Consider the following 25,540-nt stretch of genomic DNA (forward strand, 5'->3'; position numbering starts at 1 on the left):
TTTCGTTCTTTCATTTTATGTACCATATAGAGTTAAAATCATCTAATCTTCATGGGTATTTTCTGGTACATCAGCTCGCTTTTTACCACATGAATATAAGATGAAACAGATGTGAATTACATGCCTAAACGACTCATAATAAGAGCTAATTGTCGTTTAGTTTCTTCGTTATCTTTCTGTAGACGAAGGTTGTCTTCTTTCAATGCCGCATAGTCTGCAGTTAATTTTTCATCCTGCGCTTTCATGCGTGCATTTTCAGCTTTCAAAGCAGTCATTTCATCCTGCATTACGTACATAGAGCTGATAGGACCACCCTTGTAACGTTCAGGAATAGCCTTCTTCTCATCAGAAGTACCAAATTTACGAGTTACACCGGCATTCACCATATTATGACGGCTACCAACAGATACGCCTGCATGGAACATAGTGTCTTCCGATGTGTAATGTGCAACACCTAAAGCCGCTGCTGTTTCTCCTCTGTAATTGCCGATACCAGCCATCACTTGAGTTGGTTCTAACGGATCGTATTGAATAGGTTTCAACGCAGACATTGCCGCCGCATGAGCACCTACACGTTGCGTTTCACCCGCCACGGAATTAATGGCATTGGCCATACCTTCTGTAGCACCCTTCAATTGATTCAAGTTAACCGCATCAGTACCGTTTACGCCAGGGCCTACATTACTGATTGTTTTACCGCCATTATTCAAGCCGTCTTTAGTAAGGCTTACAGCATTACCGCTAGCAGGGGTAATAGTTACACCGCTACCATTCACAACCGTAGAATTACCTCTGGCATCCTTAGTCGTCACAGACTCAAGACCTTTCAAATCTTTTGCCATACGAACCTTGAGATTAGTTCCATCAGATACGACGCCTAAATTATCTTCGGACGTCAACTTACCAGCATCCGTAATACCCCCAACTACATTCACTTGTTCATTAAGTTTTTTGTTAATTGGAGTTCCGGAATCACCACCGTATTTCATACCATCGTCTTTGGTTGCCACTTGATGAGTCTTACCGTTTTCATCTTGGTACTTAATACGAGTGATTGCATTGCCGTCGAGATCGGAATCGCCCTTATCAGCAGTAATATCCGCATTGCGCCCATCTTTTCCGGTTAAACCGATGTGGCCAATACCGTCTTTGCCGGACATAGATACAGCATCTTTACCGTCTTTACCAGTAACAGCTACTTTGCCATCTGTACCATTTGCTGCATCTGGACCTGTAATGGAAACGCCATCCTGACCATTTTTGCCGACTTTCACCTTATCTGCATTGACCGTATCAGTATTGATCGTCTTGGTAGTGATGCTATCGGCCTTAAGGTCTTTCGCCATCTTGATGTTGATATTACCATCTTGATCGGCTACAGTTTTGATATTTTCGCCGGAATAATCGCTATCAGCCCCTTGACCTTCACCTTTGATAGTAACCTTTTGACCTAAATCACGGTGGAATTCACCTGTATTACCGGCAAAATCCATACCTTTCTTTGTGATTTCATCACCTAAGTTATTAATCTTATTATCCAGGGTTTTATGGGACTTCTGCAATTGATCTTCTGTAGCAGCACGACCGCTTGTGATATTATCAGGATCCCAGTCTTTATTTTCCAGGCCTGTCACATGTCCGTCCTTGCCATCAACAGATACTTTTCCGGCAGCAATCTTGCCGTCTTTACCGTTGATTGTTACGTTGTCACCGGCCTTGATTGTACCATTTTCACCGTCAATCGCAACATTACCGGATTTAATGGTACCTTTATTACCATCGATTTCAACTTTATCGCCTGCTTTAATGGTGCCTTTGTTGCCGTCGATTGTAACCTTGTCACCGGCTTTAATCGTACCTGTTGTACCATCCATCGCAATTTGTTTCGTAGGATCAGTTCCCATCGTTACTTGGTCTTTGAGGCCCACTTTGTAATTTGTAGAACCGTCCGCATTAGTAGTCTTATCTACTTGGACATTATTACCTGCCGTTACTGTTGTAGTAGCAGCTGCTGCGGCTTTATCCAATTGGGATTTATTAACCGCATCCTTAGAATCAGTACCATCGACTACATTCGTAATCTTCTTATTGGACGCATCGATACCGTCCTTCGTCATGGATGGACCGTTGGTAATCTTCACACCGTCTTTTGTAACAGCAGTCAACGGATTGCCATCCTTATCTTGAACGGTCATACCTTCACCATTTACAACGGTTTTACCGTTTGCACCATTAGTGCCATTATTGAAAGTTATGGAATCCAGCCCTTTAAGATTTTTTGCCAAACGAACATTGAGCACATTATCTTTACTGATAACACCGATATTGTTTTTGGTCAACTCATCTTCACTTGTAACACCACCCTTAATGTCCAATTGTTCATTAAGTTTTTTCTTGATGGTAGTACCGGAATCACCACCGTATTTCATACCATCGTCTTTGGTTGCCACTTGATGAGTCTTACCGTTTTCATCTTGGTACTTAATACGAGTGATTACATTGCCGTCGAGATCGGAATCGCCCTTATCAGCAATAATATCGGCATTGCGCCCATCTTTTCCGGTTAAACCGATGTGGCCAATACCGTCTTTGCCGGACATGGACACCGCATCCTTGCCGTTTTTATCTGTAACAGCTACCTTACCATCAGCGCCATTCGCCGCATCTGGACCTGTAATGGATACGCCATCTTTACCGTCTTTGCCGACTTTCACGGATTCAGCCTTAAGATTTTTATTCATCTTCACATTGATAGTCGTGTTACCATCATTATCTTGGTTGATGAAAGTTTTAATGTTTTCACCGCTGTAATCAGCATCGTCAGCTTTGCCTTCACCTTGAACAGTGATAGTAGAGCCTAATTTATTGGTTTTTACACCGCCTACATTGGCATTAAATTTAAGCCCTGTATCAGTTTGACCTGCCAAAGCTTGTTTCAATTGATCCTCTGTTGCAGCACGACCGGATACGACTTTACCTGCATCCCAAGTCTTATTATCAAGACCTGTCACGTAGTTACCTGTATTAGCAGGGGTTGCACCATCGGATTGTTTACCCATGGTTACAGTGCCAGCTTTCACAGTTTCCGTAGCCGTAACAGATGTAACATTAAGATCTTTTTTCAATTTTAGACCGATCTTAGTGTCGTCACCGGTTTGCGTGATTTCCGTCGTAATATTGTCGTCGCCGTTTACCGTTACCTTGGAGCCTAATTTATTCGTTTTTTCATCGTTATTATCCGCATCAAAACGAAGGCCTTTATTGGTAAGTTCAGTTTTAGCGTCATTAATATTATTGTTGAGTTCGGTTTTAGTGTCAGCGATGTTTTTATTAAGCTCAGTTTTGGTATCACTGATATTTTTATTCAACTCGGTCTTAGTATCGCTAATGTTTTTATTTAATTCAGTCTTTGTATCAACGATATTTTTGTTTAACTCAGTTTTGGCTTCATGTAATTGACCGCCGTTCACCGCGTCTTTGGAATTAGCAGCAATATCACCATTAGCAACATTGGTAATCTTTTGGTCGTTCGCATTGATGCCGTTTGGAGATACATAGGTCTTACCACCTACGGTCAAACCACCACTATTGATGGTTGTACCTCCAGCTGTTACGCTGTCCAAACCAGCCAATGTCTTAGCCAACTTCACGTTTAATGTGCCTGTGCCATCAGATACAACGCCAATATTATTATCTGTTAAATCTGTAGCCGCAGCTCCGCCTTTAATAGCAACAGTACCACCTAGCTTCTTATTAATCGTCGTGCCAGAGTCACCGTCAAAGTTCAAGCCTTTATCCACTTCGGATTTAGACGCCACATCCTTAATCGTTACGGTTTTTGTTTGAGCAGCCGGATGGTTCTTATCCTGTACGGTCAATGCTACATCACCGTTAGCATCTACAGTGTAGTCACCATTGGAGCCTGCCGTAGGATTAGCTACGAGACTGAAATCAGTTGCATTAGCACCTTGCTTCTTAACTTCGTCACTAACTGTTTTCAACTGGTCTTCCGTTGCTGCACGACCGGATGAAATCGTAGGGTTTTCAATGCTCCACGCCTTATTATCAAGACCGGTTACATAGTTGCCGTTATTCGCCGGATTTGCCCCATCAGCTTGTTTACCCATGGTTACGGTGCCGGCTTTCACAGTATCCGTAGCAACAATAGATTTAACATTGAGATCTTTCTTCAATTTAAGACCGATCTTAGTGTCATCACCGGTTTGAGTGATTTCCGTCGTAATGTTGTCATCGCCGTTTACCGTTACCTTGGAGCCTAGTTTATTCGTTTTTTCATCGTTATTATCCGCGTCAAAACGAAGGCCTTTATTGGTCAGTTCAGTCTTAGCATCATTAATATTATTGTTGAGTTCGGTTTTAGTGTCAGCGATATTTTTATTCAACTCGGTCTTAGTATCGCCAATGGTTTTATTTAATTCAGTCTTTGTATCAGTGATATTTTTGTTTAACTCAGTTTTGGCTTCATGTAATTGACCGCCGTTCACCGCGTCTTTGGAATTAGCAGCAATATTACCATCAGCAACATTGGTAATCTTTTGGTCGTTCGCATTGATGCCGTTCGGAGATACATAGGTCTTACCACCTACGGTTAACCCACCACTATTGATGGTTGTACCGCCAGCTGTCACGCTGTCTAACCCAGTTAATGTTTTTGCCAACTTCACGTTCAATGTTGTGCCATCAGATACAACGCCAATATTATTATCTGTTAAATCGGCAGCCGCCGCTCCGCCTTTAATGGCAACAGTACCACCCAACTTTTTATTGATAGTCGTACCAAAATCACCGTCAATGTTTAGACCTTTATCTACTTCGGATTTAGACGCCACATCTTTAATCGTTACGGTTTTTGTTTGATCCGGATGGTTCTTATCTTGAACTGTCAATGCTACGTCACCGTTAGCATCTACAGTGTAGTCACCATTGGAGCCTGCCGCAGGATTAGCTACGAGACTGAAGTCCGTTGCATTAGCGCCTTGAGTTTTGATAGCTTCAGTAACTGTCTTCAATTGGTCTTCTGTTGCTGCACGGCCAGATACAAACGTAGGGTTATCAATACTCCAAGCCTTATTATCAAGACCTGTTACGTAGTTGCCCATATTAGCAGGGCTTGCACCATCGGATTGTTTCCCCATGGTTATCGTGCCGGCTTTCACAGTTTCCGCTGCAGTAACAGATGTAACATTAAGATTTTTCTTCAATTTAAGACCAATCTTCGTATCATCACTAGTTTGCGTGATTTCTGTGGTGATGTTATCATCGCCGTTTACTGTTACCTTAGAGCCTAGTTTATTCGTTATTTCGTCGTCATTATCCGCATTGAAACGAAGGCCTTTATTGGTAAGCTCGGTCTTAGCATCATTAATATTGTTGTTGAGTTCGGTTTTAGTGTCACTAATGTTTTTATTTAATTCAGCCTTAGTATCACCAATGTTTTTATTCAACTCGGTCTTAGCATCGCTAATATTTTTATTTAACTCAGTTTTAGTGTCATGCAATTGACCGCCGTTCACCGCATCTTTGGAGTTAGCCGCCACGTCGCCATTAGCAACATTGGTAATCTTTTGATCATTCGCATTGATGCCATTTGGAGATACATAATTCTTACCGCCTACGGTCAAACCACCACTATTGATGATTGTGCCACCAGCTGTTACGCTGTCCAAACCAGTTAATGTTTTAGCTAACTTCACGTTTAACGTACTGCCATCAGATACGACACCAATATTATTGTCCGTCAAGTTAGCAGCCGCTGCACCGCCCTTGATGCTAAGCTTATCACCCAACTGTTTGTTAATTACAGCGCCGCTATCTCCATCAAAGTTAAGACCTTTAGCAATAGTCGTATTGATGGCAGAAATAGCATTTCTATTAGTCGTAATATCTTGCGTATTTTGAGCAATATTTTGTTTATTTTGTGCAACATCAGTCTTATTTTTACCGATGTCAGTCGTATTTTGAGCAATATCAGCCTTGTTCTTAGTTATATCTTGTTTATTCTTACCAATATCAGTCGTATTCTGAGCAATGTCAGTTGTGTTTTGAGCTATTTTATCCTTGTTTGTATTAACCTGTGTATTAACAGATTTCAACTGATCTTCTGTTGCAGCACGACCGGTTACGGCTTGAGGATTATCTACATCCCAAGCAGTATTGGTAAGGCCAGTTACTGTACCTGTAGTACCATCCACAGATACAGCATTAGCAGTTCCTAAGGTGATTTTATCGCCTAGTCCGATTGTAAATTCCTTACCGCCGGCTGCGTTTGTACCTTCATCTACAGTGATATTGCTGTTCTTAGCTTTCACAGTACTTGCCTTAGCAGTTCCACCGATAGCATCCTGTAACTGGCTAAAATTAACCGCATCAGTAGGGTCTGTGCCTTTTGCTAGACCGGTAATCTTTTGATTATTTGCATTGATACCGTTCGGCGTTACATAGGTCTTACCGCCTACGGTCAAACCGCTACTATTGATGGTTGTTCCGCTAGCTATTACGCTATCCAAACCAGTTAATGTTTTAGCTAGTTTCACATTTAATGTGCTACCATCAGACACGACACCGATATTATTATCCGTAAGATCTGCCGTAGCACCACCTTTAATGGTAACAGTGTCGCCTAATTTTTTATTAATCGCAGCACCGCTATCGCCGTTAAAGTTTAATCCTTTATTGATATTAGTTACATTTGTATTGACCTTATCATTAACAGATTTCAACTGATCTTCCGTTGCAGCACGACCACTTACAGCTTGAGGATTATCTGCGTTCCAAGACTTATTATCGAGTCCTGTTACAAAGTTACCGTTTGCACCGCCTGCACCACCAGCTTGTTTGCCCATAGTCACAGTGCCAGCTTTCACAGTATCAGCAGCAGTAATAGTAGTAACATTAAGATCTTTCTTTAATTTAAGACCGATCTTAGTATCATCACCAGTTTGACTGATTTCTGTCGTGATATTATCATCGCCATTTACCGTTACCTTGGAACCCAGTTTATTGGTCTTAACACCGCCTGTGTCCGCATCAAACTTGAGGCCTGTATTAATCACATCATTCTTCGCAGTCGATATATTATTGTTTAGCTCTGTTTTAGCATTATCTATATTGCCGTTCAGTTCAGTTTTAGCGTCATTAATATTTTTATTAAGTTCAGTTTTGGCATCACCGATATTCTTGTTTAATTCAGTTTTAGCATCATTAATGTTGCTATTTAATTCGGTTTTAGCCGCATGAAGTTGACCGCCGTTAACCGCCTCTTTGGAATTAGCCGCCACTTCGCCATCAGCAACATTAGTTATTTTCTTGTCATTTGCATTGATGCCGTTCGGTGTTACATAGGTCTTGCCGCCTACGGTTAAGCCCCCATTATTGATAGTTGTACCACCAGCTGTCACACTGTCCAAACCAGTTAATGTTTTCGCCAGTTTCACATTTAACGCACTGCCATCAGATACGACACCGATATTATTATCCGTCAAGTTCGCAGCCGCTGCACCACCTTTAATGCTGAGCTTATCACCCAACTGTTTGTTAATTACAGCGCCACTATCTCCATCAAAATTAAGGCCTTTAGCGATAGTTGTATTGATTGTAGAGATAGCATTTTTATTGGTCGCAATATCTTGTGTGTTCTGAGTAATATTTTGCTTGTTTTGTGCAATATCAGTCTTATTTTTACCGATATCAGTAGTATTTTGAGCTATATCAGTCTTGTTCTTAGTTATATCTTGTTTATTCTTACCGATATCAGTCGCATTTTGAGCAATGTCAGTTGTGTTCTGAGCTATTTTATCCTTATTTGTATTGACTTGCGTATTAACAGTTTTTAACTGATCTTCCGTTGCAGCACGACCAGTTACGGCTTGTGGATTATTTACATTCCAAGCAGCATTAGTAAGTCCTGTTACAGTTCCTGCGGTTCCGTCCACAGTTACAGGATGTGCCGTACCTACCGCAAGTTTATTGCCCAATCCAACAGTGTATTCCTTACCACCATTCACATTGGCACCTTCTGTTACGGTTACATTTGCATCCTTTGATTTTACTGTAGTCGCCTTTGCAGTACCACCGATAGCACTTTGTAATTGACTGAAATTAACCGCATCGTTAGGCGCTGTACCATTAGCAACACCAGTAATCTTTTGATTATTAGCATTGATGCCATCAGGTGTTACATAGGTTCTAGCACCTACACTCAAACCATTTTTACTAATAGTAGTATTTCCTGCATTAACGCTCTCTAATCCTGTTAAATATTTTGCCAACTTTACAGTCAATCTACCGGTACCATCGGATACAACACCAATATTATTATCGGATAATGCCCCTGTAGCACCGCCTTTAATGACTAGAGTATCACCTAATTTTCTCTTAATCGAAGCACCTGTATCGCTGCTAAAATAGAGCCCTTTTTCAAGAGTATTATTGATAGTGTTAATATCATTCTTATTAGTAGTAATATCACCTTGTATTTTTGTGATATTTCGTGCATTGGCACCAATACGGCTTGAGTTATCTGAGATATTCTGCGTATTTTGATTAATAAAATACTGATTGGAATTAACTCTCTCATTAACCCGCTTTAACTGATCTTCCGTAGCAGCACGCCCTGTAACAGGTGCTGGATTATTTACATTCCATGATGTATTGGTAAGACCTGTGACCGTTCCTGTACCACTATCTATGGTTACAGGATGCGAGGCCGCCCCTTTCCCTACAGTAATCTTATAGTTTAAGCCGACAGTATATTCTTTACCACCTTTCGCCGTTGAGTTTTCCCTTATCGTAATATTACCATCATCATTTGCTTTTACAATGGCTTCTTTAGCTGTACCGTTAATTGCTCGTTGCAACTGACCGTAGTTAACTGCGTCCTGACTACCTGTACCGTCTGCAACACCTCTAAGCTGTTGATTATTGGCATTAAGGCCACCGGTTGACACATAGAGTTTATTGCCTACAGACACCCCTTTATTATCAATCGTAGCAGTTCCTGCTGTTACGCTATCCAAACCAGTTAATTTTTTAGCCAATTTCACATTTAGTGTGCCATTTCCGTCTGCTTGAACCCCAATATTGTTGTCAGCCAGAGCACCGCTAGCGCCACCTTTTATTCTTACTGTGTCACCTAATTTTACTTGGTTCTGAACAAAGTTATCACCATAAAAGAACAATCCCTTATCAATATTGTCTTTATTATATCTAATAGCATCGTGGATCGTGCTTTTACCTGTAAAACCGATATCGCTCATCGTTAATTTACCGGTATCAGGATCGAGCGCCGCATTACCGCCAAGGATATTTTTAGTAGTAGTGGCTAAATTGCCCAGGCTATTTGCTACGGCATATAACTGACTACCGTTAATAGCATCTGTAGACGAAGCATTCATGCGTCCCGCCGCCACATTGGTAATCGTACGTTTTACCGTATCACTACCCACACTAAGCGTGGAGTCAGCACTGCCGCCAGCTAAATTCTTATACCATAAACCATTTACATGCTGATTTGGCGTACTTACCACATTAGCCGTCTTGGAGTTGGCACCTAATGCAATTGATCGTTGTTGATTCACATCAACTAATGCATTTTTACCGATGGCAATGGAATCATCTGAAGCTGCGATTGCAGCTTTACTCATAGCAATAGAATTATTTTTCGTCGCTTTTGCCGTCTCACCGATAGCAATAGAAGCCTCACCGCTAGCCACGCTATCCCAACCCATAGCAGCAGCATTAGTAGCGTCAGCTGTAGAGTTCGCACCGATTGCGCGAGCACCCGCTGCCAATGCTCTTGCACCGTTACCGATGGCTACGCCCCACTCGCCTCTGGATTGAGAGCCGTTACCCATAGCAACGGCACCGCCTTTAGATGCCTTCGCATTATTACCAAATGCCATGGATGATCCACCCCAAGCTCTGGCATTGGTACCAAATGCCTGATCATTATCGGCACCCACATAGTTACCGGCCTCATCATATCCAGCCCAGGATGTATTACCAAGGGCAAAGCCATTTAAAGAAGCTACTTTTGTCAAATTACCGATAGCAACACCATTATTTACTTCAACTGTTGCATTTCTTCCGATTGCAACACCTTGCACATTACCAACATTAGCCCTATTAGTTTTTGTAACAGTAGCACCTGTACCCAAGGCCACACTATTATCTGCCATTGCTGTACTATTGTCACCTATCGCTACAGTACCATTTTTAGCCTGAGCATTATCACCCCATTTTAATGTAGATGCCTGCGCTTCAGTTGGTATAATCCCTCCTGCTAACATAACAGTACAGATAGAAATTCCGAGCATCTTGGCAAACACAGATGTCATTGTCGAGCGTTTCGACATATTCTTCGCTGTTTCAGCCACAACGACATAACATCCTTTTGTACGACTCCAGATTACTTTAAAAATTCGGTTCATCTCATCTTACTCCTTGCATAAAACTATCAAATTATACGAATATAATAAAATATTTTATAACTATTTTAAAAAGTAAAAATACAGTTAATATATGGCTATTTATCGATGCATATCATATTAAACATATCATATTCTATACTAAAAGTAAAAAATTTTTCACTCTACACTCACTTCTAAATCATAAATATTTATGAATATACAAAAAGGCCGTCATATACCTTATGAATATGCTAAATGTACTAATTTTTTCGCATAAAATTAACTTCATGAAAAAAATGTATTTCACCTTAGTAAACTATTATGATCCAATTATTATTCACCTATATCACTCACCTATTTTAATTACATTACAAAATACCATGATATATATGCTCAAATAGCCATTAAATCTATTTTTTGCATGCAAAAAGGCGCCAAAAGCATTTCGCTTTTGGCGCCTTTTATAAGCACTGCCATATCAATATGTTATTTCATATTATTTCAAGCCCGCTTGTTGCATCAATAATGCAATTTGTGCTCTCATTTCTTCATTGTCGCGTTGTACTTTTTCGTACTTAGCTTTCAAAGCAGTCATTTCATCTTGCATTACGTACATGGAGCTGATAGGGCCACCTTTGTAACGTTCAGGAACTGCTTTCTTCGCATCGGAAGTACCGAATTTACGAGTTACACCAGCATTTACCATGTTATGGTGGCTACCAACAGATACGCCTACATGGAACATTGTATCTTCTGCTGTGTAATGTGCAACGCCAAGAGCTGCCGCAGTTTCACCTCTGTAATTACCGATACCAGCCATTACTTGAGTTGGTTCCAATGGATCATATTGAATCGGTTTCAATGCAGACATAGCCGCTGCATGTGCGCCTACACGTTGTGTTTCGCCTGCTACGGAGTTAATAGCATTAGCTAAACCGTCTGTAGCACCTTTCAATTGATTTACGTTAACTGCATCAGTGCCGTTTACACCAGGACCTACATTGGTAATTGTATTACCTCCGTTGTTGAGGCCGTCTTTAGTGAGGCTTACAGCATTACCGCTAGCAGGTGTAATTGTTACACCGCCACCATTCATAACTGTAGTATTACCTGCAGCATCCTTAGTGGTTACTGTTTCAAGACCTTTCAAGTCTTTCGCCATACGAACCTTAAGGTTGCCAGTACCATCGGATACGACACCTAAATTGTCCTCTGTAGTCAACTTGCTAGCATCGGTAATGCCACCCACTACATTAACTTGTTCGTTAAGCTTTTTCTTGATTACGGAACCGCTATCGCCACCGTATTTCATACCATCGTCTTTAGTTGCCACTTGGTGGGTCTTACCGTTTTCGTCTTGGTACTTAATACGAGTGATGTTGTTACCGTCTAAGTCTGGATCACCTTTATCTACGGTAATATCCGCATTACGGCCGTCTTTACCAGTTAAACCAATATGACCAACGCCGTCTTTGCCGGACATGGATACAGCATCTTTACCGTCTTTGCCTGTGATACCTACTTTGCCGTCTGTACCGTCAGCACCATTAGGACCAGTAATAGATACGCCGTCTTGACCGTTTTTACCAACTTTTACCTTATCAGTAGTTAAGCTGTCAGTCTTAAGGTTTTTCGCCATCTTGATAGTAACATTACCATCTTGGTCGGCTACTGTTTTAATATTTTCGCCGGAGTATTTATCGTCAGACTCTGTACCTTCACCTTTGATAGTAACCTTTTGGCCTAAATCACGGTGGAATTCACCTGTATTACCAGCAAAATTCATACCTTTTTTCGTAATTTCATCACCTAGGTTATTAATCTTGTTATCCAAGGATTTGTGAGATTTTTGCAATTGATCTTCTGTAGCAGCACGACCGCTTGTGATGTTGTCAGGATCCCAATCTTTGTTTTCTAGACCTGTCACATAACCGTCTTTGCCATCAACAGATACCTTGCCTGCTGCAATCTTACCATCTTTACCATCGATAGTTACCTTGTCGCCAGCTTTAATGGTACCGTTTTCACCGTCAATTGTTACATTGCCAGCTTTAATAGTACCTTTATTGCCATCGATTGTAACTTTATCACCAGCCTTGATAGTACCTGTAGTACCATCCATTGCGATTTGTTTCGTAGCATCAGAGCCCAATGTCACTTGATCTTTAAGACTTACTTCATAGTTCTTGGAACCATTCGCATTGGTGCTAGGTGTCACAGTAATATTATTACCTGCAGATACCGTTGTGGATGCAGCTGCTGTAGCTTTATCCAATTGAGATTTATTAACTGCATCGTTAGGGTCCGTGCCATCAGCAACATTCGTAATCTTGTTACCGCCGTTATTTAAGCCGTCTTTTGTAAGACTTACTGCATCGCCACCAGCACGATTGATGGTCATGCCATCGCCATTGATAACAGTATTATTGCCGCCGTTTGTGAAAGTAGCAGACGTCAAGCCTTTCAATTCTTTCGCCAAGCGCAATTTCAATGTATCGGAACCGTCGGAAACAACACCGATGTTGTCTTCAGTCGCTAATTTGCTTTCATCAGAGATACCGCCCTTAACATTCACTTGGTTGTTAAGTTTCTTTTCAATCACCTTGCCTGTATCGCCGCCGTAGAGCATACCATCATCCATGGTTGCCACTTGATGTTCGCCGTTTTTGTCCTGGTAAACAATACGAGTGATACCATCAACACCGTCTACGCCTTTTGCACCTTTAACGCCTTTAGTATCATCATCGTAGCCATTCTTCACGGACATGTCGATACCGTTTGTACCGTTCACCCCATTTGTACCTGCAGGGCCTGTCAAGCCGATATGGCCTACGCCATCTTTACCGAACATAGATACAGCAGGTTTCCCGTCTTTACCAGTAACACCTACCTTACCGTCTAAGCCGTTCGGGCCTTCAGGGCCAGTGATAGTTACACCATCTTTATCACCTTTACCGACCTTCACAGTTTCAGCTTTAAGGTTCTTATTCATCTTCACATCGACAATTGTATTGCCATTTTGATCCTGTTTGATGAAAGTTTTAAGGTTTTCACCGCTGTAGTTATTATCAGCATCAGTACCTTCACCCTTAATAGTGATCTTGGAACCAAGTTTATTAGTCTGTACACCGCCACTATTAGCATCAAACTGCAAGCCTTTATTGATAACATCGTCCAATTTGGATTTGGAGGCAATGTCTTTCAATTTTACGGTTTCCTTTTTATCCGGATGATTTTTATCCTCTACAGTCAAATCAATGTTGCCATTATCATCCACCTTGTAAGCACCGTCAGCTTCAGCCGCATTTTTCGCCAAACGGAAGTCCGTAGCATTAGCGCCTTGTTTCTTAACTTCGTCGCTAACTGTTTTCAACTGATCTTCTGTTGCGGCGCGACCGGATACCATATTAGGATTTTGAATATCCCAATCTTTATTATCTAAGCCAGATACATAGTTGCCAGTATTGCCAGGGTTCGCACCATCTTCTTGTTTACCCATGGTTACAGTGCCAGCTTTCACAGTGTCGGATGCCGTTACAGATTGCAAGCCTGTTAAATTTTTAGCCAATTGCAATTGTAATTTTGCATTACCGTCAGCATCAACCGTCGCAGATGTAACACCGATATTATTTCCGGTTGCCAAATCAGATGCATTTGTCACACCACCTGTTATATTTACTAGCTTGTTAAGCTTAACATTAGATATAGCACCCATGTCGCCTTTAAATTTAAGGCCGTCGTTCAAAGTAGCCACTTCTTCGTTCGTACCATCAGGTTTTTGGTATCTAATACGAGTTGTAGTCGTACCAGGAGCACCGTCTACACCAGGTTGACCGTCACGAGTAACAGAAATGTTAGTTGTTACACCGTCTTTACCATTAATACCGATTTTACCGTCTTTACCGTTTGCACCAGTAGCAGTAATCGTTTCTACATTGAGGTTTTTACCAAGTTTCACATCAATTGTACTGTCACCGTTACCGTCTTGAGAGATTTCCGTAATGATATTAGAGTTATCCCCTTTAACGGTTACTTTGGAGCCCAATTTATTTGTTTTTACGCCGCCATTGTTAGCATCAAATTTCAAGCCTTTATTAGTTAATGCATCTTCGCTATCTTTGATTTTATCTTTCAAGTAATCCACATTAACCGCTTCGCTACCATCGTTACCTGTCGCATACGCCACATTTGTTACATGAGTACCACCAGTTTTATTAGCATAAGTAGGACCTTCATAAGTTACTTTTGTCTTATCAACGTCACCATTATTGTCCAAATTATACTTAACAGCGCGATCGTTTAATTTATCAAGGCTAGATTTAGATGCGACATCCTTAATCTTAACTGTTTCTTTACTACCTGCATGGTTTTTATCCTCAACAGTTAAGTCAACATCACCGTTAGAGTCAACTGTATAGGCGCCGTCTGCAACTGCCGGATTTGCAACTAAACGATAGTCCGTAGACGCAGCACCTTGGCTTTTAATTACATCGCTGATTTTCTTCAATTGATCTTCTGTAGCAGCACGACCGCTTACAGGGTTAGACTTATTAACATCCCAGTCCTTATTTTCAAGGCCTGTCACATAATTTTTAGTATCAGCGTGTTTACCCATTGTTACGCCGCCTGCTTTTACAGTATCTGTAGCAGTAACAGTAGTAACATTAAGATCTTTTTTCAATTTAACGCCGATTGTAGTATCATCACCAGTTTGCGTAATTTCAGTAGTGATATTACCATCACCATTGACTGTTACTTTAGAACCAAGTTTGTTTGTTTTTTCATCGTTATTATCAGCGTTAAAACGAAGACCTTTGTTGATAAGTTCAGTTTTGGCATTATTGATATTAGTAGTTAATTCGTTTTTGGCATCGTGCAATTGACCGCCGTTTACAGCGTCCTTACTGCCTGCGCCTACAGTTCCATCAGCAACATTGGTAATCTTTTGATTATTCGCATTGAGACCTGTTGGAGATACATATGTTTTACCGCCTACAGTCAAACCGTTGCTATCAATCTTAGTATTACCTGCTGTCACGCTGTCCAAACCTGTCAATGTTTTAGCTAATTTCACATTTAATGTGCCATTGCCGTCAGATACAACACCGATATTACCATCGGACAGTGTGCCTGTAGCACCGCCTTTAACAGTTACAGTGTCGCCTAATTGTCTGTTGCTTACATTACCAGTATCGCCAGCAAAGTTCAATCCTTTATTAATTTTTGTATTAATATTGGAGATGTCTTGCTTGTTTTGAGCAATATTGCCAGCATTATTTGTGATATTTTGCTTATTATCAGCGATATCTTGTTTATTCTTGTCGATTTGAGTCTTATTAGTATTAACTTTTTCGTTTACCGCTTTTAACTGATCTTCAGTAGCACCGCGACCGGATACAGCCACAGGATTATCTACATTCCAATCTGTATTTGTAAGGCCTGTTACATGACCAGCATCACCGTCTACAGTTACAGGATGTGCTGTACCTACAGTAATTTTATTACCTAAACCAACAGTATATTCCTTACCGCCTGCTGCGTTTGTACTTTCTGTTACAGTTACATTCACATCCTTTGCTTTTACAGTGGATGCTTTGGCTGTACCGCCGATAGCAGCTTGTAATTGTCCATAGTTAACTGCATCATTAGTGCTACTACCATCTGCAACATTAGTAATCTTTTGATTATTCGCATTGAGACCTGTTGTAGATACATAGTTCTTACCACCTACGGTCAAGCCACCATTATCAATCTTAGTATTACCAGCTGTAACGCTATCTAAGCCTGTCAATGTTTTAGCTAATTTCACATTCAATGTGCCATTACCATCGGATACAACACCGATATTACCGTCAGACAATGTGCCTGTAGCACCGCCTTTAACAGTTACAGTATCACCTAATTGTCGATTACTTACAGTGCCTGTGTCGCCAGCAAAGTTCAAGCCTTTATTAATCTTTGTGTTAATAGTGGAAATATCTTGCTTATTTTTAGCGATATCAGTTTTGTTATTCGCAATGTCGCCAGCATTTTTTGTGATATTTTGCTTGTTAGTATTGATATCTCCAGCATTTTTATCGATGGCAGCTTTATTGGTATTAACTTTATCGTTTACCTTTTTCAACTGATCTTCTGTCGCAGCACGGCCGGATACAGCTACAGGATTATCTACATTCCAGTCTTTATTTTGAAGGCCTGTTACATGGCCTGTAGTACCATTAATCGTTACAGGGTTCGCTGCACCTATTGTAACGGTGTTACCCAAAGTCATATTAATAGTTGTATCACCATTAGCTTGTGTAATTGCGGCATTAATATTGTTGCCGTCACCTTTGATGGTAACTTTAGAACCTAATAGATTATTTTTCGTGCCACCTGTATTAGCATCAAAGTTAAGGCCTTTATCTATTGTGTCTTTATTGAATTTAATAGCATCGTGAATCGTGCCTTTACCTGTGTTACCGATATTGCTCATCGACAAGTTACCCGTATCAGGGTCAAGCGCTGCATTGCCACCTAAAATGCCTTTTGTAGTACTTGCCAAATTACCTAAAGTATTAGCAACACCATATAATTGGCTACCGTTGATTGCATCTGTAGATTGTGCATTCACACGACCGGCAGCTACATTTGTAATGGTACGTTTTACCGTATCACTACCTACACTGATTGTGGAATCAGCAGAACCGCCGGCATAGTTTTTATACCATAAACCATTTACCAATTGATTTGGTGTGCTTACTGTAGCATCAGTCTTGGAGTTAGCACCTAGTGCAACGGAACGTTCATGTGCAGCATTAGCAGATACACCTAATGCCATAGAGTTTGTTTGCTCAGCTTTACTGCTTAAACCTAATGCTACAGCACCTACCGCACCAGTAGATGTAGAAGATTGCACACCTATTGCTAGGGAATTACCACCAGATGCAACAGAACCATCACCAGCCGCGATATCAGCGTAGCCATTTGTAGTACTACCCCAACCGAGTGCAGTAGAGTGAGAGCTATTAGTTGTAGCATTCGTCCCCAATGCAGAAGAGCCCTGTTTCAAAGCTTTAGAGCCATTACCGATAGCTACCGCCCAATCACCTCTAGATTGAGAACCGTTACCTATAGAAACCGCACCACCACCACTGGATTTCGCATCATTACCGAACGCCATGGAAGAACCACCATAAGCACGTGCATTGGAACCGAAGGCTTGGTCATTAGGAAGACCTATCAATTTATTGGTTTCATCATAGCCGGCACGCGCATTATTACCAAGAGCAAAACCATTAAGAGATGCCACGCGTGTTTCATTACCTAATGCTACACTGTTATTGGTAATCGAACGAGAGTTATGACCGATAGTTACAGCTTGTGCACCATCAGCACTAGTACCGGAACCAACAGCAATTGCATTAACAACCTTGGTCGTTGCACCTTGACCGATGGCGATACCACCTGTTCTTTGATCTGCTGGAACATCTGCCCCTTTGGCAACATCAACAGTTACAGTTGCACCTTGTCCGATAGCAATACCGCTCTGTGTTTTACCTTCATCAGTATCACCTCTACCTACAGATGCATTAGTACCGATTGAAATACTATAGTCACCCTTAGATGCCGTATTATCACCGATAGCAATACCACCGTCATTTTCAGCTTGTGCACCGTTACCTCTTGTAATAGGTGCCCCTAAGGCATCGGTAGGCATCATAACGCCTGTCAGCATAACGGCAACTGCTGTAGCACCTACCATTTTAGAGAATACAACCGACAAAGAAGAACGTTTCGTCATGTTCTTTGCTGTTTCTGCCACAACGACATAGCAGCCCTTTGTGCGATTCCAAATCACTTTAAATACTCGATTCATTAATCTTTCTCCTATAAAACTTATAAAACTTACTAACTAACTATCTACATATTTAATGAAATAACAATGATGTATCGATGATGTATTGAGAATTCATCGACATTCTTGAATGTGTATATCTAAAATACCACATATTACGGGAAAAGTAAACTTTTTTTCATTTTATTTTCATAAAACTTTTGTGTTTAAGTTATTAATAATTTCGATAAAATTAAATATACTGAATATTCTGCATAAATGCTGTATTTTTTTACTATTATTCACCAACTTTCATAAATAATACTAATATGCTCCATAATTATGTACCAATATTACACCATATATAATCAATTTATTTTCTCTTCATCATTCTGATTTATGATAGATCATATAATAGAATGATATCTTTTCATAAACAGATATCGTACAGTGTTTCTGCCATTTTGACTCAATGTACGTACACAATTACTACATACCTACTTAAGCAAATTAACTATTGCACAATCAATAAAGGTAGCATTTTATTATATAGTAAAGGGAATGACAGGTGAAATTCAAATCGCTGTCATTCCTTTTTTATTCTAAGGCACTCTAAAGGCGTATCGGCGGGATTTATAGGCTTTATAGAAATAGAGCATATGTGTATAAAAACAATTTATACGATTACTCCATGTGTTTTTTAATTTTTATTGTTATACTGAAAGCAGAAAGGAGGAAGAAATCTATGTCAGAACTCAATATCTTACAACAAAATATAGATAAACCAAATACGGTTACAGAAGAAGATATCGTAGTTACACGAGATAATCAAACTTTCACAATCAAAGGTCGCTTTAATGGGGAAGAAGGCGTATTCACATATGATGCGGACGTTCAACCTAACGATCAGTTACAATTTCTGCATCACAATTTTACGGCCATCGTAAAAAAAATTACATATAAGGTGATTCAAGGTCAGCGAATCACATTGATTGCAAAATTATATGCATAAAAATATCGGGGTATTGTTAATACAAACAACACCCCGATATTTTTTATCGGTCATACAATTATAAGAAATACAACACAACAACACTTAATTCTTATAATTGAATCATCTAACATTATTGAATTGTCGGTGCATTAATCGCTTTGCGAAGGTCCACTGTGTGAAGTTCGTCCATCGCAGGAGCTGTTTTTTCATCTACAGGTTTCACGCGATTATTGCCGTCTTTCATAGCTTCGTTCAAGCTGAAGATGACCATTTCGTTCATGTAGAAACGCAATTCGTCATCATGTACATTGGCCGTATTGCGATCCAAGATGTCGATGATTTGTTGCGCATAGTCCAATTTAGCCTCTTCAGATACAGTCGCATGTTCTGTAAAGAACTGTTTGTAATCGTTGTACAAACGATCTAACGCCATGCGCGCATAGCTGTCGTTTTTATAACGGTGGCTTACGATGTACCAGCTGCGACGAACGTTCATGTAGTACAACACATTGTTGCGGTAACGCTCTTGACCAGTCATAACGCGGGAATCATCCATGATGCGCTTGCCCTTTTGGTCCAATTGGAATTGTGTGAAAGCATTCACTACGTCGCGAACTTCTTCGCTAGGTACAGGAACAGCCACTTCTGCTTCAATCACGTTTAATGGTTCAGCTGGTTGTTCCGGCATCATCAATCGATCTTGAGCCGCATCCGCTTGACCTACCGCGCATACACAAGCAAGTGCCAATACAGGCATAAATTTTTTGAATTTCATAAATCCTCCTAATGATGAGCCGCCTCCCAAAGGGCGGCTTTCATATTCCTTACATGATTCTTACATGACTAGAGTATACTAAATAATCCATTTAATCAAGTTCAAGTTATTTTGTAAGCCCTGCTTGTTGCATAAGTAATGCAATTTGAGCCTTCATTTGTTCATTATCAGCCTTAACGGAAGACAATTCATTGAGGCTTTCTTGCATGCGTGCATTTTCAGCTTTCAACGCTGTCACTTCATCTTGCAACACATAAACGGAGCTAATAGGGCCACCTTTATAACGATCTGGAATCGCTTTCTTCGCATCGGAGTTACCGAATTTGTGAGTTACACCGGCATTCACCATGTTATGGTGACTACCAACAGATACGCCTACATGGAACATAGTGTCTTCTGCTGTGTAATGTGCAACGCCTAACGCCGCCGCAGTTTCACCTCTGTAATTACCGATACCGGCCATCACTTGAGTTGGTTCCAATGGATCATATTGAATAGGTTTCAATGCAGACATAGCCGCTGCATGTGCGCCTACACGTTGTGTTTCGCCCGCTACAGCATTGATAGCATTCGCCATCTTATCCGTTGCACCTTTTAACTGATTTACATTAACTGCATCTGTACCGTTTACACCAGCAGCAACATTGGTAATCTTGTTACCGCCGTTGTCCAAACCATCTTTAGTAAGGCTCACAGCATTACCGCTAGCAGGTGTAATCGTTACACCGCCACCGTTCATAACTGTAGTATTACCTGCAGCATCCTTAGTGGTTACTGTTTCAAGACCTTTCAAGTCTTTCGCCATACGAACCTTAAGGTTGCCAGTACCATCGGATACGACACCTAAATTGTCTTCTGTAGTCAACTTGCTAGCATCAGTAATGCCACCCACTACATTAACTTGTTCGTTAAGCTTTTTCTTGATTACGGAACCGCTATCGCCACCGTATTTCATACCATCATCTTTAGTTGCTACTTGGTGGGTCTTACCGTTTTCGTCTTGGTACTTAATACGAGTGATGTTGTTACCGTCTAAGTCTGGATCACCTTTATCAACGGCAATATCCGCATTACGACCGTCTTTACCAGTTAAACCGATATGACCAACACCGTCTTTACCGGACATGGATACAGCATCTTTACCGTCTTTGCCAGTAATACCTACTTTGCCATCTGTACCATCAACACCGTTAGGACCAGTAATGGATACGCCGTCTTGACCGTTTTTGCCAACTTTTACCTTATCAGTAGTTAAGCTGTCAGTCTTAAGGTTTTTCGCCATCTTGATAGTAACATTACCATCTTGGTCGGCTACTGTTTTAATATTTTCGCCGGAATATTTATCGTCAGACTCTGTACCTTCACCTTTGATAGTAACCTTTTGGCCTAAATCACGGTGGAATTCACCTGTATTACCAGCAAAATTCATACCTTTTTTCGTGATTTCATCACCTAGGTTAGTAATCTTATTATCCAAGGATTTGTGAGATTTTTGCAATTGATCTTCTGTAGCAGCGCGACCGCTTGTGATGTTGTTAGGATCCCAATCTTTGTTTTCCAAACCTGTCACATAACCGTCTTTGCCATCAACAGATACCTTGCCTGCCGCAATCTTACCATCTTTACCGTCGATAGTTACCTTATCGCCAGCTTTAATGGTACCGTTTTCACCGTCAATTGTTACATTACCAGCTTTAATAGTACCTTTGTTGCCGTCGATTGTAACTTTATCGCCAGCTTTGATAGTACCTGTAGTACCGTCCATCGCGATTTGTTTTGTAGCATCAGAGCCCAATGTCACTTGGTCTTTGAGACTTACTTCATAGTTCTTGGAACCATTCGCATTGGTGCTAGGTGTTACAGTAATATTATTACCTGCCGATACCGTTGTGGATGCAGCTGCTGTAGCTTTATCCAATTGAGATTTATTAACTGCATCGTTAGGATCTGTGCCGTCAGCTACATTCGTAATCTTGTTACCGCCGTTGTTTAAGCCGTCTTTTGTAAGACTCACTGCATTACCACCAGCACGATTGATTGTCATACCATCACCATTGATAACAGTATTATTGCCGCCGTTTGTGAAAGTAGCAGACGTTAAGCCTTTCAATTCTTTCGCCAAGCGCAATTTCAATGTATCGGAACCGTCGGAAACAACACCGATGTTGTCTTCAGTCGCTAATTTGCTTTCATCGGAGATACCGCCCTTAACATTCACTTGATTGTTAAGTTTCTTTTTAATCACATTACCTGTATCGCCACCGTACAGCATACCGTCATTTAGGTTCGCCACTTCTTCGTTCGTGCCGTCCGGTTTTTGATACACAATGCGCGTAGTGGTCGTGCCGGCGGCACCGTCGACGCCCGGCTTGCCGTCACGGGTTACGGAAATATTCGTCGTAACACCGTCTTTACCGTTGATGCCGATCTTGCCGTCCTTGCCGTCTTTACCGGTAGCGGTAATCGTTTCGGTCTTAAGGTCTTTGCCGAGTTTCACATCAATGGTGCTGTCACCGTTCGCATCTTGGGAGATACTTGTAATGATGTTGGAATTATCCCCTTTCACGGATACCTTGGACCCCAATTTATTCGTTTTTTCGCCGCCTGTATTGGCATCGAATTTCAAGCCGTCATTGATAACTTTATCTAATTTAGATTTAGAGGCAACATCCTTAATCTTAACTGTTTCTTTACTACCTGCATGGTTTTTATCCTCTACAGTTAAGTCAACATCGCCGTTAGAATCAACTGTATAAGCACCGTCTGCAGCAGCTGCATTTTTCACCAAACGATAATCTGTAGCAGCAGCACCTTGACTCTTAACAACATCACTGATTTTTTTCAATTGATCTTCTGTAGCTGCGCGACCGCTTACAGGATTAGATGTATTTACATCCCAATCTTTATTATCAAGACCAGTCACATAGTTCTTAGTATCAGCGTGTTTACCCATTGTTACACCACCGGCTTTCACGGTATCTGTAGCTGTCAATGTTTGAACATTAAGATTTTTGTTCAATTTAACGCCGATTGTAGTATCATCGCCGGTTTGCGTAATTTCAGTAGTGATATTGTTATCACCATTGACTGTTACTTTAGAACCAAGTTTATTCGTTTTTTCAGCGTTATTATCAGCGTTAAAACGAAGGCCCTTGTTGATAAGATCAGTTTTAGCATTACTGATATTAGTATTTAATTCGTTTTTAGCATCGTGTAATTGACCGCCGTTTACAGCGTCTTTACTACCTGCACCTACAGTACCATCAGAAACATTGGTAATTTTTTGATCATTTGCATTGAGACCTGTTGAAGATACATAGGTCTTACCACCTACAGTCAAACCGCCGTTATTAATGCTCGTATTGCCGGCTGTCACGCTGTCCAAGCCGGTCAATGTTTTCGCCAATTTTACGTTCAATGTGCCATTGCCGTCGGATTCAACACCGATATTTCCATCGGACAATGCGCCTGTGGCACCGCCTTTAACGGTGACGGTATCGCCTAATTTTCTGTTGCTCACAGCACCGGTATCACCGGCAAAGTTCAAGCCTTTATCAAGAGTTGTATTGATTGTAGTAATACTTGATGTATTATTATCTTGTTGCGCCTTCGATGCAATATCTGTCAATGTAACTTGTTTTTTGTCGCCTTTATCATTTGCTACAGTCAATACCATATTTCCATTGCTATCAACCTTATATTTACCCTGGCTACCCGCTTCAGGATTTTCTACCAAACGGTAATCTCCCTTTGCTACCTCAGTAAATATATTACTCAAATCAACATTAACTTTGCCCGTATCGTTACGTTCCAGTGTCAACACTTTGCCGTCATTAGAAATACTGCCACTCGTAACATAGTTATTTTTCAATCCACTCACGTTCGCAGTCAATCCGTTTGTGCCGATTAAATTTGCGGCACCCTCACCATTTGCTTGATAAGTCGCTGCACCGCCAGTCACATACTTATCCTTCGCCGTAATGATACGGTTAATATCGCCAATATTGGCACCATTCGTCGTTACGTCTCCGCCACTAGCCACATTAACGATTTGTTTGTTTCCTGCATCAATGCCGGTTTTTACAATTTTAGGGCCTCCAGTGATCGTCACACCATCCGTGTTCATCACTGTATCACCAGCAGTCACACTAGTTAGGTCTTTCAGTTCTTTAGCCAATTTCACGTTCAATGTATCTGTGCCATTAGATACCACTCCAATATTGTTATCACTCAATTTGGATGTATCGGCTACGCCACCAACGATATTAGTTTGTGCCCCCAGTCTTTGGATAAACTTATTATCTGTAGCCCCCGTACCTTTTACATCTCCTGCATAAACTGTGCCCTTATTCACTTCCGTAGTCACTGCATACAGTTGACTGCCGTTAATAGCATCTGTAGATGTAGCGGAAATACGGCCGGCTGCTACATTGGTAACCGTCCGTTCCATACCTGTCTTACCTACGCTAACTGTGGAACCAGGATTTATACCTGCAAAGTTATGTACTACTCCATTAACTGACTCAGAGGCTGTTGCTACCGCTGCAGCAGTTTCAGAACCGGTGCCGAGAGCCACTGCATTTTCATTGGTTGCTTTCGCCCCAGTACCGATAGCGACGCTGTCTTTCGCACTGACCGAAGCACTTTTACCTATAGCTGTACCGTTTTCAGCAGTAGAAGAAGATCCAGATCCTATAGCAGTTGCATCTACTGCACTAGCATTCGTCTGTCTGCCAAGTGCCGTTGCCCCTAATTGTTTCGCGTTAGCTAGATAACCGACAGCCACGGACTGTCCAGTAGTAGCTTTTGACCAGGTACCGATAGACACGCTGGCATCATCTTCGGCCACTGCATTTGTCCCCATGGCGATACTCCATCTGCCCTTAGCCTCCGCACTCCCACCGATTGCATAAGCATAAGTATTAGTAGCTTTTGAATTATTTCCCATTGCTAACGAGGATACCTCAGTAGCGTGAGAAAGGCTGCCGATGGCTATAGCATAGGTTTTATCCGCTTTTGCACCTGCACCGATAGTGGTAGCATACTCTCCATTAGCTTCGGCTTTTGCCCCAATAGAGGTAGCATTTTTCCCTTGTGCCTTGGCTACACCACCAATAGCTGTCGCATTTTCCGCAGTAGATTGTGTTCCTCCACCGATAGCGGTTGAATATGAAGCAGAAGAATTACTATGCGCACCTAATGCCAAGGAAACCGGTCCAAGGGCCTGCGCATAACCGCCAATAGCTACATTATTTTGATCTGTGCCACTATTCGTGCCATTTCCCCATGATACCCCTGCACCAGTCCCCGCAGGATTTACTGCATTAGCAGTATTCAGTGGCAATAATGTACCACCTACTAGTGCCAAAATACATAAAAGTGTACCAACGCATGTTGTGCTTCTTCCATTAATTTTCCCGCGATTATTAGCAATTTCGGACACAACTACATAACAGTTTTTCACCCGATTCCAAATGACTTTATAAATTCAATTCATAATGTTCCTTTCGTACTACATTTTCGTTGCG

At 41.2% G+C, this 25,540-nt stretch carries 5 protein-coding genes; 1 reads left to right on the plus strand and 4 read right to left on the minus strand.

The features are described 5' to 3' along the window. Window positions 1-116 precede the first annotated feature (116 nt). A complete protein-coding gene (locus HMPREF0874_RS04155; protein ID WP_008601768.1) occupies window positions 117-10,448 on the minus strand; it encodes an ESPR-type extended signal peptide-containing protein in 10,332 nt (3,443 codons plus the stop codon). A 475-nt stretch (window positions 10,449-10,923) separates the two neighbouring features. Then, window positions 10,924-18,285, minus strand: coding sequence for an ESPR-type extended signal peptide-containing protein (locus HMPREF0874_RS04160; protein WP_008601770.1), 7,362 nt, complete (start codon window positions 18,283-18,285; stop codon window positions 10,924-10,926). A 703-nt stretch (window positions 18,286-18,988) separates the two neighbouring features. Between HMPREF0874_RS04160 and HMPREF0874_RS04165 the strand changes: the two genes are divergently transcribed. Beyond that, window positions 18,989-19,255, plus strand: coding sequence for a hypothetical protein (locus HMPREF0874_RS04165; RefSeq protein ID WP_004692901.1), 267 nt, complete (start codon window positions 18,989-18,991; stop codon window positions 19,253-19,255). A gap of 112 nt (window positions 19,256-19,367) precedes the next feature. On the opposite strand, the gene HMPREF0874_RS04170 is transcribed toward HMPREF0874_RS04165, so the two are convergent. After that, window positions 19,368-20,012 (minus strand): hypothetical protein, encoded by a 645-nt coding sequence (locus HMPREF0874_RS04170; protein WP_039965153.1) that lies wholly within the window; start codon window positions 20,010-20,012, stop codon window positions 19,368-19,370. 106 nt (window positions 20,013-20,118) lie between these two features. Next, window positions 20,119-25,500 (minus strand): ESPR-type extended signal peptide-containing protein, encoded by a 5,382-nt coding sequence (locus HMPREF0874_RS04175; protein ID WP_071985082.1) that lies wholly within the window; start codon window positions 25,498-25,500, stop codon window positions 20,119-20,121. Window positions 25,501-25,540: the final 40 nt, after the last annotated feature.

The sequence above is a fragment of the Veillonella sp. 6_1_27 genome, assembly GCF_000163735.1.
GTDB classification, from domain to species: Bacteria; Bacillota; Negativicutes; order Veillonellales; family Veillonellaceae; genus Veillonella; species Veillonella parvula_A.

Coding starts and splice junctions, on each gene's coding strand:
- HMPREF0874_RS04165 (WP_004692901.1), top strand. CDS start 18,989: ATGTCAGAACTCAATATCTTACAACAAAATATAGATAAACCAAATACG.
- HMPREF0874_RS04155 (WP_008601768.1), bottom strand. CDS start 10,448: ATGAACCGAATTTTTAAAGTAATCTGGAGTCGTACAAAAGGATGTTAT.
- HMPREF0874_RS04160 (WP_008601770.1), bottom strand. CDS start 18,285: ATGAATCGAGTATTTAAAGTGATTTGGAATCGCACAAAGGGCTGCTAT.
- HMPREF0874_RS04170 (WP_039965153.1), bottom strand. CDS start 20,012: ATGAAATTCAAAAAATTTATGCCTGTATTGGCACTTGCTTGTGTATGC.